This window comes from Povalibacter sp. (assembly GCF_036520495.1).
Lineage (GTDB): Bacteria > Pseudomonadota > Gammaproteobacteria > Steroidobacterales > Steroidobacteraceae > Steroidobacter.
Map to the genome: position 1 here is coordinate 146700 of NZ_DATDJO010000004.1, position 18308 is coordinate 165007.

At 63.2% G+C, this 18308-nt stretch carries 12 protein-coding genes; 3 read left to right on the forward strand and 9 right to left on the reverse strand.

All coding sequences use genetic code 11. The features are described from left to right. Positions 1-26 precede the first annotated feature (26 nt). The 3 genes from VIZ63_RS01510 to VIZ63_RS01520 all read right to left on the reverse strand — a co-directional run bounded on the left by VIZ63_RS01510 (position 27) and on the right by VIZ63_RS01520 (position 4496). Positions 27-392 (reverse strand): hypothetical protein, encoded by a 366-nt coding sequence (locus tag VIZ63_RS01510; protein WP_331607708.1) that lies wholly within the window; start codon positions 390-392, stop codon positions 27-29. A 311-nt stretch (positions 393-703) separates the two neighbouring features. After that, positions 704-2857, reverse strand: a complete 2154-nt coding sequence (gene fusA / locus VIZ63_RS01515; protein WP_331607709.1) for an elongation factor G — start codon at positions 2855-2857, stop codon at positions 704-706. Positions 2858-3107: 250 nt separating this feature from the next. After that, complete coding sequence (locus VIZ63_RS01520; protein ID WP_349261093.1) at positions 3108-4496, reverse strand: M20/M25/M40 family metallo-hydrolase; 1389 nt, start codon at positions 4494-4496, stop codon at positions 3108-3110. A 104-nt stretch (positions 4497-4600) separates the two neighbouring features. Here VIZ63_RS01520 and VIZ63_RS01525 point away from each other — a divergent pair, with 104 nt between their 5' ends. The 3 genes from VIZ63_RS01525 (at position 4601) to ahpF (ending at position 10644) form a co-directional block, all read left to right on the forward strand. Further along, complete coding sequence (locus tag VIZ63_RS01525) at positions 4601-7951, forward strand: GH36-type glycosyl hydrolase domain-containing protein (RefSeq protein ID WP_331607711.1); 3351 nt, start codon at positions 4601-4603, stop codon at positions 7949-7951. Positions 7952-8406: 455 nt separating this feature from the next. After that, positions 8407-8973 carry an alkyl hydroperoxide reductase subunit C gene (gene ahpC / locus VIZ63_RS01530; RefSeq protein WP_331607712.1) on the forward strand — a complete coding sequence of 189 codons (567 nt, stop codon included), beginning with the start codon at positions 8407-8409 and terminating at the stop codon, positions 8971-8973. 90 nt (positions 8974-9063) lie between these two features. Then, positions 9064-10644 carry an alkyl hydroperoxide reductase subunit F gene (ahpF, locus tag VIZ63_RS01535; protein ID WP_331607713.1) on the forward strand — a complete coding sequence of 527 codons (1581 nt, stop codon included), beginning with the start codon at positions 9064-9066 and terminating at the stop codon, positions 10642-10644. A 46-nt stretch (positions 10645-10690) separates the two neighbouring features. Here ahpF and VIZ63_RS01540 read toward each other — a convergent pair whose 3' ends face one another. The 6 genes from VIZ63_RS01540 to VIZ63_RS01565 form a co-directional block, all read right to left on the reverse strand. Beyond that, on the reverse strand, positions 10691-11479 hold the full coding sequence (locus VIZ63_RS01540; RefSeq protein ID WP_331607714.1) for a DUF4184 family protein: 789 nt from the start codon (positions 11477-11479) through the stop codon (positions 10691-10693). A 165-nt stretch (positions 11480-11644) separates the two neighbouring features. After that, positions 11645-13114: an efflux transporter outer membrane subunit gene (locus tag VIZ63_RS01545; RefSeq protein ID WP_331607715.1), complete on the reverse strand. Its 1470-nt coding sequence runs from the start codon at positions 13112-13114 to the stop codon at positions 11645-11647. 131 nt (positions 13115-13245) lie between these two features. Next, positions 13246-14364 (reverse strand): ABC transporter permease, encoded by a 1119-nt coding sequence (locus VIZ63_RS01550; RefSeq protein WP_331607716.1) that lies wholly within the window; start codon positions 14362-14364, stop codon positions 13246-13248. After that, the gene (locus tag VIZ63_RS01555; RefSeq protein WP_331607717.1) at positions 14361-15512 is read right to left on the reverse strand and encodes an ABC transporter permease; all 1152 of its coding nucleotides are present in this window, start codon (positions 15510-15512) and stop codon (positions 14361-14363) included. The genes VIZ63_RS01550 and VIZ63_RS01555 overlap by 4 nt, the downstream gene beginning before the upstream one ends. Beyond that, the gene (locus VIZ63_RS01560) at positions 15509-17272 is read right to left on the reverse strand and encodes an ATP-binding cassette domain-containing protein (protein ID WP_331607718.1); all 1764 of its coding nucleotides are present in this window, start codon (positions 17270-17272) and stop codon (positions 15509-15511) included. Before VIZ63_RS01560 ends, VIZ63_RS01555 begins: the two co-directional genes overlap by 4 nt. A gap of 5 nt (positions 17273-17277) precedes the next feature. Continuing rightward, positions 17278-18306 carry an HlyD family efflux transporter periplasmic adaptor subunit gene (locus tag VIZ63_RS01565; RefSeq protein ID WP_331607719.1) on the reverse strand — a complete coding sequence of 343 codons (1029 nt, stop codon included), beginning with the start codon at positions 18304-18306 and terminating at the stop codon, positions 17278-17280. Between the last annotated feature and the right edge of the window lie 2 nt (positions 18307-18308).

Below are 18308 nucleotides of genomic sequence, written 5' to 3' on the forward strand. Positions count from 1 at the left end.
GCCAGCAGCCCAGCAGCCCAGCAGCCCTACTGATGCGCTGCGCTGACCATCAGCCAGCCAATGCCCGCCGTGACGGCAACGCCAACCGCGCGTTGCGTCATCGACCATTGTCCAATGGTGCCGTCCATGATGGCGATGCCTACCACCGTCATCCCGAACCAGAAAATGGTCTGCATCGTTGCGGACTCGACGCCGAGCCGCTGCTGAAAGCCGATCGATCCGATATAGAGCGCAATGCCGCCGATGAAGTTGATCAGCGCCAGGAACACCGTGCCGGGGACCAGTGCTCCATCGCGCCACGTTTGTGCCGCATAGACGAAGCCACGCGCGTCGAAATAGGCCGAAAGCGCGGTGACGAGCACCAGCGCGCCAATCACCAGGGCGGATTTCATGATGTCCCTCTCGGATGAACCACTGCAATGAACCGATCTTACGGCGGCGGTCCGGCTTTGCCCCGTCACAACTGTGTTTCCTGAATCTGTGTGCACGTAGCGTGTACACACAATGGACCACGGCGCTGCCACGAGATATCGGCAATTGGGTCCCGGGGACAAAAGAAGTTCACACGGAGTTCAAGGCAGGCAGAGAGTTCTGTTTCTCTGCTCATGCCCTCCGTATGAAATAAATCTTCACTCCGGAAAAGAAAAACCCCCCGCAGCTTGCGCCGCGGAGGGTTTGTTCTGACAACGCTACCCGCGAGTCTTTAGGCGACGGCGGCCTTGGCCTTCGCCACTTCGGCGATGACGGCGTCGGCAACCATCTTCGGCACTGGGTCGTAGTGCGAGAACTCCATCGTGTACGACGCACGACCGCTGGACATGCCTCGCAGGTGGCCGATGTAGCCGAACATTTCCGACAGCGGCACGGTGGCCACGACGGCAATGTTGGTGCCACGCTCGAGCTGTTCCTGGATCATGCCGCGGCGGCGGTTGATGTCGCCGATCACGTCGCCCAGGTAGTCGGCCGGAGTCACCGTTTCCACGCGCATCACCGGTTCGAGCAGGATCGGGCCCGCCTTGCGGATGGCTTCACGGAAGCAGGCCTTCGCCGCGATTTCGAACGTCAGTGCGTTCGAGTCGACGTCGTGGTAGCTGCCGTCCGTGAGGCGCGCCTTGAAGTCCACCGTCGGATAGTGGGCGAGCACGCCGTCTTCCTTCTGCATCTTGAGGCCCTTCTCGACCGAGGGCACGTATTCGCGCGGCACCGAGCCGCCGACGGTTTCGTCTTCGAATACGAAGCCCGCACCGCGCTCGAGCGGTTCGAACGTGATCCACACTTCGGCGAACTGACCGGAGCCGCCAGTCTGTTTCTTGTGGACGTACTGCTCGGAGATCGGCTTGGTGAAGGTTTCGCGATACGCCACCTGCGGCTGGCCCATCGTGCCTTCGACGTTGAATTCCGTGCGCATGCGATCGAGCGTTACTTCGAGGTGCAACTCGCCCATGCCGCGCAGAATCGTCTGGCCGGTTTCACGATCGGTTTCGAGATGGAGCGATGGATCGGCGCGAACCATCTTGCCGAGCGCTGCGCCGAACTTCTCCTGGTCGGCCTTGTTCTTCGGCTTCACCGACACGCTGATGACAGGGTCCGGGAAGCGCATGCGCTCCAGGATCACCGGGTTCGCAGCGTCGCACAGCGTGTCGCCCGTGTCGGTTTCGGCGAGCGAGACCAACGCAATGATGTCGCCGGCGCGCGCTTCTTCGATCGGATTGGCGTCCTTGGCGAACATTTCCACCATGCGGCCGATCTTCTCGCGCTTGCCGCGCGTGGAGTTCTGCACCGACATGCCCTTGGTCAGCACGCCGGAGTAGACGCGCACGAAGGTGAGGGCGCCATAGGCGTCGTTGATCACCTTGAATGCCAGGGCCGAGAACGGCTCGTCATCCGAGCAGATGCGCTCGCCGATCGGGTTGCCATCTTCGTCCATGGTCTTGATCGCCTCGACGTCCGTCGGGGCGGGCAGGTAATCGACCACCGCGTCGAGCACCTGGGTCACACCCTTGTTCTTGTACGACGAACCGCACAGCACCGGATTGAACGCACCGGCGAGCGTGCCCTTGCGCAGGCACTTGCGCAGCAGATCGGCGGACGGCACGGTGCCGTCGGTCAGGAAGGCTTCCATCGCTGCGTCATCCTGCTCGAGGCAGGTATCGACCAGTTCCGTACGGTACTTTTCGATGTCCGCGAGGATCTTGCGGTCGCTCGGGACGGTGACGCCGAGCTTGTCGGCGAGGTCCGGAGTGATGTCGTGCTGCACCGGCACGGCGTCGCGCTCGTCCGATTCCCACACCAGCGCCTTCATCTCGACCAGGTCGACCATGCCCTTGAAGTTGTCTTCCGAGCCGATGGGCAGCTGTACGGGCAGAGGACGCGAGCCGAGGCGCTTCTTGATCATGTCCACACAGCGCAGGAAGCCGGCGCCGCTGCGATCCATCTTGTTGACGTAGCACAGGCGGGGCACGCCGTAGTTGTCGGCCAGTCGCCAGTTCGTTTCCGACTGCGGTTCCACGCCGGCCACGCCATCGAACACGACGACCGCGCCGTCGAGCACGCGCAGCGAGCGGTTCACTTCGATCGTGAAGTCGACGTGTCCCGGGGTGTCGATGACGTTGATCTTCTTCTTGCGCCAGAACGTCGACACGGCAGCGGACTGAATCGTGATGCCGCGCTTCTGTTCCTGCTCCATGTAGTCCGTCGTGGTCGACGTCTTCAGGTCCTTCGTGTCGTGCACGTCGACGATCGTGTGCTTGCGACCGGTGTAATAGAGGATGCGCTCCGTGGTCGTCGTCTTACCGGCATCGACGTGCGCGATGATGCCGATATTGCGTATGTCAGAAAGCGGTGTAGTACGAGGCATGACAGATTTCCGTGCTGGTTCCTAAAGCAAAACGAAGCCATCGCCGGTCCGGTTAGTCGGACAAAGGGCGCGAATAATAGGGACGATCCCTGCGACTACCAATGAGGTTATTGCTGGATTTCCCGCAAAAAGCGGCCAGTGGACACCCGGGCCGCCTCGTCAAGGCGGCGCATTCTATCGAAATCCATGGAATTTGCCGCGGGAAACGTACGCCGGTGGCGGCCGGCGGCGCATCCCCCGGCCAGAGGGGCTATTTCACGTAAGCGCGGACGATGCCTTCGAGGAATTCCCGGCCCTCGTACAATGACCTAACGCGCTGTTTTTCATTGAGACCGTGGGCATTCGACTCGTCGGGGGCGGCGAACATGCCGCTCATGCCGTAGGTCGGAATCCCCGCATTCATGAGGAAGCGGCCGTCGGTCGCGCCGACGGTCATGACCGGCGCGACAGGCACGCCGGGCCATTGCTTCGCCGCCTGAGCCTGGACCGGCTTCATGATTTCGTCGGTCAGGGGTGGGGGCGACGATCCGTCGCGACGGCGGACGATACTGACCTGGACCCGGGGATCGCCAATGGCCTGATCGAGGGTGTCCTTGACTTGTTCCGGGGTCGTTCCCTGCATGACCCGGCAGGACAGGGTGACCGCAGCCCGTTGCGGCAGGGCATTGGGGGCATGCCCGCCTTCGAGCTGGGTCGCGGCGCAGGTGGTGTGCAGCATCGCGTTGTAGCTTGGGTCGGCCACCAGGGTGCTGAGTGCTGCGGTGTCCGCCGGGTCGCGGGCCAGGGCGCTCATGGCCTCGCCGATTTCGTCCCCGAGCAGCGGGCCCGTCACCCGGAAGTACTCGCGCACCACGGGCGTGAACTGGATGGGGAACGAGAGTCCGGCGACCTTCCGGGTGGCCTCGGCCAGGTGATAAATCGCGTTGTCAGGGGTCGGCCGCGACGAGTGCCCGCCCGGATTCGTCACTTCCAGCAGGTAGACCTGATGAATCTTTTCGCCGGCCTGGACCTGCAATGCCAATGGCTTGTCGTCCTCGGACAGCAGGCCGCCCGCGCCCTCGTTGATGGCGAAGGCGGCATCGATCAGGTCGCGACGGTTCTTGAGCAGGTAGTCGACGCCGTTCACGCGGTTGGACGTCTCCTCGCCGCAGGTCAGCGCCATGATGAGGTCACGCTTTGGCTTGAAGCCGCGCTCCTGCTTCAGCCGGATCATGAGATCGAGGAACACCGCCCCCATTGCCTTGTCGTCGGCCGAGCCGCGTCCATAAAAGAAGCCGTTCTCTTCGATGAGCGTGAATGGATCGCGCTCCCAGTCTTCGCGGCGCGCATCGACCACGTCGATATGGGCCAGCAGCAGCACGCCTTTCTTTTTGGCCTGATCTGCGCGAATGCGCGCCACCAGGTTGCCATCATCAGGCCTGCCCTCCGGAATCACTATCTGCACGTCGGCGCCTGAATAGCCCGCGGCGAGCAGTCGCGCTTCGGCCGCTCGAACCACCTTCGTGCACGAGCCCGTGGTGGGCGAGGAGTCGATCTCCACCATCTCTTTATAAATCTCGCGAAAGGCGTCGCGGCCCGGATCCGCGTAGACAGGCGCAACGATGAGTGCGACGGACAGCGAGGCGAGCAATTTCTTCATGCGTCGAGGATACAGGTTCACGAGCGCCGCAATCCACCAGGACAAGGACCTCGGTGCGAAAACCGCCGATTGCTGTGTCGACGCCGGCTCAACCACAATGCTGTATGACACGGCAAATTTCCGCTTCGACTGTTGTTCGCCTGGCTGGCGCCCAGGGCCTCAGCATCACGATCGATGATTCGGGATGCATACGACGGATCGACTGCAACGACACGCTGGTCAATCTGTTCGTCGGCAATGCGGTGGAAAACGGGCCCGCCAATCTCTATCTGCGATTGCATACGGGGCGCAGCGTCGGCGTTACGCCGCTGCTGGGGCCGGGAAGCCCGACGCGAGGTTCATCCGTCGCAGTCGATCGCTGGGTCGGTTCCGGCACATGGGAAGGAATGCGTTATACGGTCAGCCTGACGCTGGCGCGAAACGAGCCTGCATGGTTCTGGCATGTCCACGTGGTCAATCGCGGCACGGCTGCGCTGTCCGTCGATTTGATCTACACGCAGGACATCGGACTCGCGCCTTACGCGATGGCGCGTCTCAACGAGTACTACCTCAGCCAGTATGTCGATCACACGCCGCTGCGGCACCCTGTGCGCGGGTGGGTAATTGCGTCCCGGCAGAATCTGGGTTTCGGCGGTCGCACTCCGTGGAGCCTGATCGGCTCACTGCGACGCTCGGTGGGATTTGCGACCGATGCCCTGCAGCTGGCGACCCGTGGCGATGGCAACGCGCCCTTGCAACGTGATCTGCCGTCGCGCCGACGGCAGCATGAACATTCCATGGCTGCGGTTCAGGACGAGCGCACCGATGTTCCCGCCGGTGGCCATGCGACCTTCGGATTCTTCGGACTGTTCCGCGACGATCATCCGGCAGCGACCTCGACCGCCGATCTGGCGCTCGTCGATGCGATCCTGGCTCAGCCGGAAGCATCGCAGGCCGGCTCCTCGAATGCGTCAGTCGTTCGCAGACTCGCATCGACGTCGACGCTGTTCAGCGCCGCACCGCGCTTTCAGCCGCTGCTCCTCGAAGCATCGACGTTGCGATCGCTGTTTCCGGGACGCTGGCGGCACAAGGAATCGAGCGACGACGGCACGTTGCTGTCGTTCTTTTACGGCGACAGTCGGCACGTCGTGCTGCGAGACAAGGAATGGCGTGTGCTGCGGCCGCATGGCCACTTGCTGCGGACGGGCCGACGCGCGACACCGGATGAAAGCGCGCTGACCTCCACGGTGTGGATGGCGGGTGTCTTTCACTCGATGCTCACGCAGGGGCACGTCAGCTTCAATCGGCTGCTGTCCACCGTTCACAGTTACGTGGGGCTGTTCCGCTCGCATGGCCAGCGTGTATTCGTCGACACGGGCAGCGGCTGGCAACTGCTCGACGTTCCATCCGCGTTCGAAATGACACCGACGGTCTGTCGCTGGATCTACCAGCACCAGCCCGGCTTGATCGAGGTTCGCAGCGAAGCGTGCAGCGATCCGCACGAGATGCAGCTCGAGATCGTCGTGCGGTCCGGTCCGCCGGTGCGCTGCCTGATCACGCATCATCTTGCACTGAATGGCGACGACGGCAGCGAGTCCCGACCCGCGCGCTGGTCGATGGACAACGACGTCATCACTCTGAGCGCGGCACCCGGAACAGAGCTGCACCAGCGCTTTCCCGAGGGGAGTTTCCGGATCACCGTGGACGCATCGCTCGAGAAAGTGGGCGGCGATGAGATCCTGTTCAGCGATGGCCGGTCGCGTCAGCTGCCGTTCCTCTGCATCGTCACCGAACGCGCCGGGCAGCATCGGCTGCGAATCGAAGGATGCCTCGTCGTGCAGGAAGCCGCACCCGCTGCGCACAGCGCCATCGACGCGACCTCGCTACCGATCATCGAACTGCCTGAGGCCGACGGGCCTGCGAATGCCGTGGCACCACTGGTGGAGATCCTGCCGTGGTTCGCGCATAACGCGCTGATTCACTATCTGTCGCCGCGCGGGCTCGAACAGTATTCCGGCGGCGGTTGGGGCACGCGCGATGTGACGCAGGGCCCCGTGGAGATGCTCCTCGCGCTGGGCAAGACGCTGCCGGTGCGCGATCTGTTGTTGCGGGTCATGGCAGCGCAGAAGAGCGACGGCGACTGGCCGCAATGGTTCATGTTCTTCGAGCGCGATCGCGCCATTCGCGCCGGTGATTCACATGGCGATATCGTGTTCTGGCCGGTGCTTGCCCTGGCGCAATATCTGATCGCGTCGGGCGATCACGGCGTACTGGAGGAACGCGTTGCCTTCTTCGAAGGCGACGAGCAGTTCACGGTCTGGCAGCACGTCGAGAAGGCGCTGGCGGTGATCGCGGCCAGGATCATTCCCGGTACGTCACTGGCGGCGTACGGCCATGGCGACTGGAACGATTCGCTGCAGCCGGCCGATCCGGCGATGCGCGAACGGTTGTGCAGTGCCTGGACCGTCACGTTGCACCACCAGACGCTGACGACGCTGGCCCGGGCGTTACGGCCGGTGGTGGGAAAGCAGTCGATCGCGGAGCGATTGGACGCCGATGCTGCCGGAGTGGCGCGCGACTTTCAGCGCCTGTTACTCATCGACGATGTTCTCACTGGCTACGCGATGTTCGATGGCGAAACGCCGCGCTACCTGTTGCATCCCCGCGATGAGACCACCGGCGTGCACTACAGCGCACTCGCGATGATCCATGCGATTCTGGAGGGACTGTTGACGCCCGCGCAGGTCGAAGCGCATTTGCAGGTGATCCGCTCGCACCTCACGGGCCCGGATGGCGTTCGCCTGTTCGATCGGCCGATGCCCTATCACGGTGGTCCGCAACGCTTCTTCCAGCGCGCTGAAAGTGCCACGTTCTTCGGGCGCGAAATCGGTCTCATGTACATGCACGCGCATCTGCGCTACGCGCAGGCCCTGGCGCATGTCGGCGACGCCGAGGGCTTCTTCCATGCGCTTTGCCAGGCCAATCCCGTGGGTCTTGCCTCGATCGTGCCCACGGCGTCTTTGCGCCAGGCCAATTGTTACTACTCCAGTTCCGATGCAGCGTTTGCCGATCGCTACGAGGCAAGCACCGGCTATGAGAGGGTGGCCGCGGGCATGATTGCGCTCGATGGCGGCTGGCGTGTGTATTCGAGCGGCGCCGGTATCGCGCTCGGACTGATCGTGCGTCGTTTCCTCGGATTGAATCGCGAGTGTGAGTCGCTGTGCATCGATCCCGTCATGTCACCGCGGCTTTCCGGACTCAAGGTGCGTACGCGTCTGTGCGATCACGATGTTGAAGTGACGTATCTCGTGGGACCCGCTGGCTGCGGCGTTTCCTCGGTGGTCGCCAACGGCAAGGTGTTGCCGATGACGCGTGACGCGCATCCTTATCGGTCCGGGGCGGCACGGATCGCCGTGACGGATCTGGCCGCCGAACTGCAAACCGGATTGAATGCAGTCGTCGTCCACGTCGACTGAGTTGCAAAGCACCCGACGATCGGCCAGGGCGGCCGGTGCTTCATGACAATTCTTTTGGACACTGCCCGAAGCGGAGCGGTAAGTCGCGTCGCACTCGTCGTCAGGCACCTGCGAATCGTTGGCGCCATGCCGATCCGGAAAATTATCTGTTCTTCGTGAGGCTGATTCAAAGACGCCTGGATGCAGGTACGACCGCGCTGCGTACGGAATCGACCCGGGTCGTGTACGAGGCACTCGATAAATAAAGTCGTTTCTCTAAATAAAGTCGTTTCTCCCGCGGTGCGCTGAAAGGGACCGATGGCCCCGTAGTCTGGATCTATGGATTGCCGATAGGGGTTCCCTATCGATTGATAAGGAAGCATCGACTGGCCCTTATGAGGGGATACCTGTAGCTTACGCACATCGCCAGGAGAATGGTTCTCCGAGCATCGCCAGTCCCTCTAGGAGTTCAATCGATGAGTTCAGTGATCAATACGACCATCAAGCCTTTCAAGACTACTGCCTACCACAACGGCAAGTTCGTGCCGGTGTCGGATGCCGACCTGAAGGGCAAGTGGTCGGTGTTCTTTTTCTATCCGGCCGATTTCACGTTCGTCTGCCCGACCGAGTTGGGTGACGTGGCGGATGTCTACCCGGAATTCAAGAAGCTCGGCGTCGAAGTCTACAGCGTGTCGACCGATACCCACTTCACCCACAAGGCATGGCATGACGCATCGGAAACGATCAAGAAGATCCAGTACCCGATGCTCGGGGATCCGACCCACGCCATCAGCCGCAACTTCGGCGTGCTGATCGAGGAAGAAGGTCTGGCGCTGCGCGGTACGTTCGTCGTGAATCCGGAAGGCGTCATCAAGGTCGCCGAGATCAACGACCTGGGCATTGGCCGCGATGCCAAGGAACTGCTCCGCAAGGTGCAGGCCGCTCAGTACGTTGCTGCTCATCCGGGTGAAGTCTGCCCGGCCAAGTGGACGCCTGGTCAGAAGACCCTCGCGCCCTCGCTGGATCTGGTCGGCAAGATCTGATCCTGCTTCCAGTCCGCAAGTAAGGACCAGGGCGGCGTTCGCGCCGCCCTGGGTCCGGATCCCTTTGGCTACCGTTCTGTCGGAGACATCATGCTCGATGCAACTCTTCGCCAACAGCTTCAGACCTACCTCGAGCGGCTCACACGGCCGGTCGAGCTCGTGGCGTCGCTGGATGACAGCGACGCGTCGCTCGAGATGCGCGATCTCCTGCGGGACATCGTGACGCTGTCACCCCTGCTGTCCCTGAGCGAGAACGGTAGTGACGAGCGCAAACCTGCGTTCAGCGTGGGCAGCCCGGGTCACGACATCAAGATCCGTTTCGCCGGCATTCCCATGGGCCATGAGTTCACGTCGCTCGTGCTCGCGCTGTTGCAGGCCGGCGGTTACCCGCCGAAGGTCGATGCGAGTGTCATCGAGCAGATCAAGTCGCTCAGGGGCGAGTTCAAATTCGAGATTTTCATTTCGTTGAGCTGCCACAACTGCCCCGATGTCGTGCAGGCGCTCAATCTGATGGCCGTGCTCAATCCGAATGTGTCCAGCACCATGATCGATGGCGCGCTGTTCCAGGCGGAAGTCGAGGCACGCCAGGTGCTGGCTGTGCCGATGGTGTTCCTGAATGGGCAGGTGTTCGGCCAGGGTCGTATGACGATCGAGGAGATCCTCGCGAAGGTCGATACGAATGCCGATGCACGCCAGGCGGAGCAGTTGAATGCGAAAGACGCGTTCGATGTGCTGATCGTCGGCGGCGGTCCCGCTGGTGCGGCGGCCGCAATCTATGCAGCGCGCAAGGGCGTGAAGACGGGGGTGGTGGCCGAGCGCTTCGGCGGCCAGGTACTGGACACACTGGGCATCGAGAACTTCATTTCGGTGAAAGAGACCGAGGGCCCGAAGATGGCCGCGGCGCTCGAGGATCACGTGCGCAGCTACGAAGTCGACATCATGAATCTGCAGCGCGCCGAGGGCCTCGTGCCCGCTGACGCCAATGGATTGATTGCGGTGAAGCTCGCGAGCGGTGCCACGCTGCGCAGCCGCTCCATCGTGCTGGCGACGGGTGCTCGCTGGCGCGAAATGAATGTGCCGGGCGAGCGCGAGTATCGCGGCCGCGGCGTAGCCTATTGCCCGCACTGCGACGGCCCGTTGTTCAAGGGCAAGCGCGTTGCGGTGGTCGGCGGCGGCAACTCCGGCGTCGAAGCCGCGATCGACCTGGCCGGCATCGTGAGTCATGTGACCCTGATCGAATTCGACAGCAAGTTGCGTGCGGACGAAGTCCTGCAGCGCAAGCTGCGCAGTCTGCCGAACGTGCGGGTGATCCTGTCCGCGCAGACCACAGAGGTGCACGGCGCAGCTGGCAAAGTGAATGCACTGAGCTACCGCGATCGCGCGTCTGGCGACTCGCACCGTATCGAGCTGGAAGGTGTGTTCGTGCAGATCGGATTGCTGCCGAACACGGATTGGCTCAAGGGTACGGTGGGATTGAGCAATCGCGGCGAGATCGAAGTGGATGCGCGTGGCCAGACATCGCTGCCGGGCGTGTTCGGGGCCGGCGATGCCACGACGACGCCGTACAAGCAGATCGTGATCGCGATGGGCGAGGGCTCAAAGGCGGCGCTCAGTGCCTTCGATCATCTGATTCGCAGCAGCGCGCCGGTGTCGCAGGCAAACGCTGCCTGATGCAAATCCGGGCGGGGCGTCCTTGCGACGCCTCGTCCGCATTCCTTCAGCGCGGGTGCGCGAGGCGCCAGCGGATCAATCCGCTGACCAGCAGCAACGAAGCCGCCAGTCCCCACAGGCTGCCGATGGCAGCACTCGAGAGCATCCACATGGGCGGTGCCTGCAGCGGCCGCCCGTCGGTGAGTACCAGCAAACTGCCGATCGATACGATGACCGCCGTGGCGACGTAGATCGCAAACCAGCGGTGGCGTTGCTGCGCCGTCAGGCGGCGGGTGAGGGGAGCGTCGTGATACTGCGCACGATGCACGTCGCGCCACACGAAGCCGATCACGAACAACAATCCGACGGCCGAACTCACGTGCTGTGCGACGCCGACCCACGCATGCGAATTTCCCGCAGCGGTCAGCCCCAGGTCATCGAATACGGAGAGCATTCGCACGCCGCGTGCGCCTTCATGGGTGAATGCATCCCACACGAGGTGTGTGAACGCACCCAGCAGGACGCCCAGCGCCGCAAATGCCCACTGCCGCAGGCTCAGCAGTGACGGCGACGGGGCATCCTTGCTCCAGGCCAGGTACAGCCGATCCGGCATCAGTTCATAGGTCGCCGGCTTGATGTGCAGCTGAAAGATCCAGTACCAGACCAGGCCGACGGGCAGGCAGAACGTGAAGAGCCCGACCTTGCTGTGAGTCATGTCCCGCGACAGCACATGGAACAGGAATACGGTGGAGTCCGGCACCATGGCGCCGATGACGGCGGCGCTCAGCAATCGCCAGCGACGCAGGAAGTGCGCGAACGGCAGGACCGCTGCGGTGTGTGAAATCGTAAATGGCATGAACGTTCGGCAGAATGGACTGCTGCCGATTCTGCCATCGATCGACGCAGTGAGCGGCTACTGTGTCACAGGCTCACGATCAGGCGCGAAATGGGCATGCCGAGGCAATGCGCTGACGCGAGAGGGTGTTCCCGTCCGTGTCAGGCGACGGCGGTACGGAAGGTTTCAGCCGCCTTCCGCCTGCTCCGCTTCGGTCGATCCGGTCCATCCGCCACCCAGGGTCTTGTACAGCGCAACGAGTTGCACGCCGATCTGCGTATTGCTCTCACTGTAGGCGCGCTCCGCCTGCAGCAGTGTGCGATGCGCATCGAGATCGACGAGGTAGTTCACCAGGCCATGCTGGTAGCGTACGTGCGCAATGTCGTAGGCCTCGCGGCTGGCGCTGACGACGGCGGCGAGTTCCTGATGGCGGCGCCGTTCCGCGGCGTACGCATCGAGTGCATTCTCGATTTCATGCCATGCATTCAGCACGGTGCGCTGATAGTTCACCGCCGCTTCCTGCTGTTGCAGCTTGCGCAGTTCCACGACGGCACGCAGGCGCCCGCCCTGGAAGACGGGCAGGCTGATGCTGGGTCCCACGACCCACTGGCGTGCGCCCCATTCGGCGAAGTCGGAGGCATCGAGCGACTGCTGTGTGAAGCTGCCGGTGAGGGAAATGCGCGGATACAGGTCAGCGACGGCGACGCCGATCTCAGCCGTCGCCGCGTGCAACTCGGCTTCTGCGCGGCGGATATCCGGCCGGCGTCGGGCCAGTTCCGAAGGTACGCCCGCTGCGGCAATCGCCGGCAGGGCCGGCGACGCAGGCCTGGTCGCCAACTCCGACCGCAGTGCGTTGGGATCTGCACCGACGAGCAGCGCCAGCGCATTCTGCAGCGCCGCTTCCCGATGCTCGAGGTCGGGAATCTGTGCGCGCACCGTCGACACCTGTGCCTTCTGCACGCTGAGATCCAACTCGCTGACCAGTCCGCCTTTGACGCGATATTCCGTGATCTCCAGTTCATCGGTGCCCGACGCGACATCGTCACGTGCGATGCGCAGCTGATCGCGTACCCCCATCAATTCGAGATACGCGCGCGTGACTTCGGCGACGAGCGTCAGTTCCGCGTCACGAAAACCTTCCGTGCCTGCTGACACACCCGCATCGGCTGACTCGATCGCTCGACGCACGCGGCCCCACAGATCGATCTCCCACGCGGCGTCGAATCCGGCTTCGTACACGTCGTACGGCTGCGACACCGCTGCGATGATCTGATCGCGACTGTTTCCGGGCGGGACGAGAATATCGATCAGACGTGTCGTCACGCCATGCTCGCTTTCCCGGCGGCGCTGATATCCGGCACTCACCTGGACTGCGGGCCAGCGTTCGCCGGTGGCAATGCTGCGTTGAGCACGACTCTGCGCCACGCGCAGCGCCGCGATCTTCAGGTCGAGATTGCCGGCGCGTGCCCGATCGATCAGTTCATTCAGTGTCGCATCGCCAAACTGCGTCCACCAATCGGCGTCGATTTGCGTGGCTTCGGATGCGTTCTGCCATTGCTCCGGCAGCCTGGCTTGTGGGCGCTCGAAGTTCGGACCCACGGAGCAGGCGGTGAAACATGTCAGTCCAATCGCGAGCAGGAATGATCGAGTCAACATAGGCACCTGCCTTTCTTTAGGAGCCGAACGAGGCTGCTGGGCGCTGGGCTGCCGGCCAGACAGAGAACACGACGGTTCTGTTCCGATTCTGGCCAGCAGCCCAGTACCCAGCGCCCAGCAGCCCATTTCCTCTACACCAGCCGATGACGGAACAGCCACGCCGCCGCGGGGAGCGTCAGGGCAGCAATGACGATGAGCGGCCACATGTCGTTGTAGAGCAGTTGGAAACCGGCGCCCTCGAGATAGATGCGCTGCACCATCTCGATCGCGTACCGCAGCGGATTCAGTAGTGTCAGGTATTGCATGGCCGTCGGCATGTTGCTGATCGCAGAGGTCAGGCCGGACAGCAGCATCATCGGCATCAGCATCACGAACGTGTAGAGCATCGCCTGCTGCATGGTTGCGGAATACGCAGAGAGCGCGAGGCCAATGCCCACCGACGCGGTGGTGAACAGCAGCAAGCCGACATACAGCGTGAGTAGCGACCCCTGAAAGGGAATGCCAAACCACAAGCGTGCCACCAGCAGGATGATCGTGGACTGCGTCAGTCCGATCAGGATCGATGGCACGGCCTTGCCCACCATGATTTCGCGCGGGCGCAGCGGCGTGACCAGCAGCTGGTCGAACGTCCCTTGCTCGCGTTCGCGCGCCACGGACAATGCGGTGAGCATGAGTGTCTGCAGAAAACTGAGCGCTGCGATCAGGCTCGGGATCATGTTCCAGCGCGTTTCCAGATTGGGGTTGTACCAGGCCCGCATTTCCACGCGCAGCGGCGGACCGGCGCGTCCGTGCCTGGCATTCCACGTCGCATTGAAGCTGTCGACAACGGCCAGGACATAGGCGGTGGAAATGCCCGCGGTATTCGAGTTGCGTCCGTCCGTGATCGCCTGCACCACAGCGCCCTGGCCCGATTGGATGCGCCGCTCGAAATCATCCGGAATCTGGATCACCAGGATCGCCTTCTTGCGGCCGATTACGTCGCTGATGTCGCGGGCACTGGTCAGGTCCGCGACGCGCTGGAAGACCGTCGTGCCATCCAGCTTCGAGACGAAGTCGCGCGACGCGTGGCTGCGATCGCGGTCGAGCAGCGCGTAGGGCACTTCGTTCAGATCGAAGGTTGCCGCGTAGCCGAACAGGAGCGATTGCATGACGATCGGCATGAACAGCACCAGGCGGCTGCGCGGATCCTTGAGGATGGCGATGAGTTCTTTGCGGATGAGCGTGCGGATGCGATAGAGCGTCGCGTTCATTGCAGCTCCTTGCGCGTATTCACGCGTGCGAGGACCAGCAGCACGGCCGCAGCCAGCGCGAGGACCGCGCAATCGCGGATCAGCAGACTGGGGACATTGCCTGCCAGGAACAGGGTCTGCAGTGCTTCGACGTAGTAGGTGGCCGGCAGCACGCTGCTGATGCCGCGAACGACGGCGGGCACGCTGCGCAGGTCGAAGATGAATCCGGACAGCATCAGTGCGGGCAGGAAGCCGACGATGAGCGCAATCTGGCTGGCGAGAAACTGATTCTTGGTGGCCGCGGAGATCAGCAGTCCGGTCGCCAGCGAGACCAGCAGGTACAGCATGGACGTGAAAATGATCAGCGCCAGCGAGCCGCGGATCGGCACGAAGAACAGGAACTTCGCCGACAGCAGGCACATGAGGAGTCCGGCCAGTCCCACCACGAAATAGGGAATCAATTTCGAGATGACGATCTCGGTGGCATGCACCGGCGTCACGAAGAGCGATTCGAGCGTGCCGCGCTCCCATTCGCGGGCGACGACGAGCGAGGTCAGCAGCGCGCCGTTCAACGTCATGATCAGCACGATCAGGCCCGGCACCAGGAAGTACCGGCTGTTGTTGGCTTCGTTGAACCAGAGGCGCGATTCCACGGAGATGGCCGGCGCCGATAGCGCGGCTGCTTCGCCGGAGGCGGCGCGCTTCGTGGCCCATTGTCCGATAGCCCCACGCGCATATGCATCGATGACGCGGGCGCGATTGGCATCGACGCCATTGACGAGCACCTGGATGGTCGCATCGCCGCGTGCGAGATTTCGCGAGAAATCTCCGCGGACGTAGACGATGGCGTCGACCTGGCGTTCGCGCAGCAACTGCCGGGCGGCGTTCATGGAGACGAGCGGCACCGGCGAGAAGTAGGGCGACAGGTAGAACCCTGCCAGTACGTCTTGTGCGGCAGGCGAGGTGTCTTCGGTGACGATGGCCAGCGGCGCGTTCTTCACGTCGAATGACAGGCCGTAGCCGAAGATCAGGATGAGCATCAGGGGCAGGAACAGGCCCACCATCAGATTGCTCTTGTCGCGGATGAGCTGGCGTGTCTCCTTGTGTGTCAGTGCAAGAAGGCGGCGCCACGAGAGACTGCCGGCCGGGCGTGACAGGGGTTGGGTCATGCCGCGGCATCCTTCTCATTGGTCTGCCTGCGCGACTCCGCAACGATCGCGATGAACGCGTCCTCCATGCCGTGGGTGGTGACGCCATCCCCGGACGCGTGCGCGCGGACTTCTTCCGGCGTGCCTATCGCGAGCATCTTGCCCGCATCCTGGATCATGATGCGGTCGCAGTATTCCGCTTCTTCCATGAAGTGTGTGGTCACGACAATGGTCGTGCCGTGATCCGCCAGTGCAGTGATGCGATGCCAGAACTCCCGCCGTGCCAGCGGATCGGCGCCGCTGGTGGGCTCGTCGAGAAAGACGATCTGCGGTTCGTGCAGCAATGCCGCAGCCATTGCCAGGCGTCGCTGGAAGCCGCCGGGCAACAAGCCGGCGGCGGATGATTCACGTTCGCGCAGGTCGAAGTTCTCCAGCGCCCAGTCGATGCGCTCCTGCATGCGCGCGTTGCGCAGGCCGTAGGCGCCGGCGAAGAACTCGAGGTTCTCGCGGATGCTGAGGTCGCCGTAGAGCGAAAATTTCTGGGCAACATAGCCGACGTTCTGTCGTGCTTCCGCTCGCGCTTTGCGCAGGTCGGCGCCGGCAACGCGCAGCGTTCCGCTCGTTGCCGGCAGCAAGCCGCAGAGCATGCGGAACGTCGTGGTCTTGCCGGCGCCGTTCGGGCCGAGCAGGCCGAAGACTTCGCCGCGGCGGACATCGAAGCTGGTGCGATTCACGGCAATGAAATCGCCGAACTTCCGCACCACATCGTGTACTTCGATGACGATCTCGGAATCGCCGGCAGGCTTGATGGGTGTCAGGTCGATGGCGGCAGCCGCGGCCGGCCGCACATCGCTTTGTCTGCGCAGCAACATCATCAGGCCGTCTTCGAGATCGGGTGCGACCGGCTCGAACTTCACATCCGGCACCGCGGCGGCATGTTCTTCCCGCATCACGGTGCGTACGTGGCCGCCCTGGGGCACGGCGTCGATGATGTCCGGCATATCCATGAGCCGCGCCTGTAGTTTGCGCGCCGACTCCTGGGTCGAGGAGCGTGCGATGAAGGAATGATCGCGCGCCAGGTCGCTGATCGATTGCGGCGGACCGCGCGCAATGACCTTGCCTTCGTGCAGCACGACGACATTGGCGCAGCGCTCCGCTTCATCCATATAAGAAGTGGATACCAGTACCGACAAGCCTTCCTGCTCGACGAGGCTCGATACGATCGACCAGAGTTCACGACGCGACAGCGGATCGACACCGACCGTTGGCTCATCCAGCAGCAACAGTTCGGGCGAGCGCACCAGCGTGCAGGCCAGTCCGAGTTTCTGTTTCATGCCGCCGGACAGCTTGCCCGCGAGGCGCTCGCGAAAGGGCGCGAGGTTCGTCATCTCCATCAGTCGCGGATAGCGTCCTTCACGCTCCTGCGGGGTGACGCCGTGCAGGTCGGCATACAGATCGAGATTCTCCTGCACGCTCAGGTCCTCGTAGAGACCGAAGCGTTGCGGCATGTAGCTGATGCGATTCTGGATTTCCTGCGGCTGCGTTGCCGCATCGAGTCCCAGTATCGTCAGCGACCCTGCGTCGGCGCGCAGCAGTCCGGTCGCGAGCCGCAGCAGCGTGGTCTTGCCTGCGCCATCGGGTCCGACGAGCGCGGTGAGCGAGCCATGTCGGGCTTCGAACGAAACGTTATCCAGCGCGGTGATGGACTCCGTCTTGCTGCGCGCAAAGCGTTTCGACAGATCACGCGCCTCGATGGCGACGCCATGACGGGCCGCTGCCATGGCATTCAACCGGCGGCGTCGCCGTTGGAGGAGACCGGCGCCGCCGTCGTATCGATGTTCACCGTGGCTGGCATGCCCAGGCGCAAACGGTCCCTGGGATCCTGCACGAGCACCCGCACTTCGTAGACGAGGCTGGTACGCAGCTCTTCGGTCTGGACCGTCTTGGGAGTGAACTCCGCGGTGGATGAAATGAATCCAACCTTGCCTTCGATGGCCTCCTGCGGTGCGCCGTCGACGGTGATCGTCGCAGGCATGCCGACGTTCACGCGGGGCAGGTCCGGTTCGCTGATATAGGCGCGCACCCACTTCGGGTTGGCGATGGCGATGGAAAAGACGGGTCGTTGCGGCGTCGCCAGTTCGCCGGGTTCCATCAGGCGATTGCGGATCACGCCGTCGGTGGGGGACACGAGATCGGCATCCTTCAGCTGCTGCCGCAGCAGGGCGAGATCGGCTTCTGCCGCGTCGAGCTGCGCCTGCGCCTGGTCGATGTCTTCCTGGCGCGATCCGGCCAGCAACAGCCCGAGTCCCTCGCGGCTGTTCCTCGCATTCGCTTCGCTCATGCGTGCCTGTGCCGTTGCGGCCTCCAGATCCGTGGCACTGACGGCGCGACCTTTCGAGGCGTCGCTGATCGATTGCAGGCGGTCGATCTGACTCCTGGCATTCGCTGCTTCGGCCTCCGCGGCCGCGACAGCGGCGCGTGCCTGCGCGATCTCTTCGCGGCGCGCGCCATTGCGGAGTTTTCGCAGCATCTCCGCTTGGGCGGTCATCTTCGCTTCGGCCTGGCGCACCCGCGGCTCGAGCCGGCTGGTGTCCAGGCGGGCAAGTACGTCACCCGTCTTCACGACGGTGCCTTCCTCGACCAATACCGCGGCGATGCGCTCGCTGTCCTTGAAGGGCAGATCTACTTGCCGCAGGTCCACATTGCCGTGCAGCACGATGACCCCGGACTGTCGATCGCGGTGGCTGATCCAGTAGAACGCGACGGCGACCAGTGCGAGCACCGCCACGGCGATCGCAACGACTTTCTTGTTCACAG

Bases quoted from the DNA above. Each gene is read 5' to 3' on its own strand.
- VIZ63_RS01510 (WP_331607708.1), bottom strand. From the start codon at position 392: ATGAAATCCGCCCTGGTGATTGGCGCGCTGGTGCTCGTCACCGCGCTT.
- fusA (WP_331607709.1), bottom strand. From the start codon at position 2,857: ATGCCTCGTACTACACCGCTTTCTGACATACGCAATATCGGCATCATC.
- VIZ63_RS01520 (WP_349261093.1), bottom strand. From the start codon at position 4,496: ATGAAGAAATTGCTCGCCTCGCTGTCCGTCGCACTCATCGTTGCGCCT.
- VIZ63_RS01525 (WP_331607711.1), top strand. From the start codon at position 4,601: ATGACACGGCAAATTTCCGCTTCGACTGTTGTTCGCCTGGCTGGCGCC.
- ahpC (WP_331607712.1), top strand. From the start codon at position 8,407: ATGAGTTCAGTGATCAATACGACCATCAAGCCTTTCAAGACTACTGCC.
- ahpF (WP_331607713.1), top strand. From the start codon at position 9,064: ATGCTCGATGCAACTCTTCGCCAACAGCTTCAGACCTACCTCGAGCGG.
- VIZ63_RS01540 (WP_331607714.1), bottom strand. From the start codon at position 11,479: ATGCCATTTACGATTTCACACACCGCAGCGGTCCTGCCGTTCGCGCAC.
- VIZ63_RS01545 (WP_331607715.1), bottom strand. From the start codon at position 13,114: ATGTTGACTCGATCATTCCTGCTCGCGATTGGACTGACATGTTTCACC.
- VIZ63_RS01550 (WP_331607716.1), bottom strand. From the start codon at position 14,364: ATGAACGCGACGCTCTATCGCATCCGCACGCTCATCCGCAAAGAACTC.
- VIZ63_RS01555 (WP_331607717.1), bottom strand. From the start codon at position 15,512: ATGACCCAACCCCTGTCACGCCCGGCCGGCAGTCTCTCGTGGCGCCGC.
- VIZ63_RS01560 (WP_331607718.1), bottom strand. From the start codon at position 17,272: ATGGCAGCGGCCCGTCATGGCGTCGCCATCGAGGCGCGTGATCTGTCG.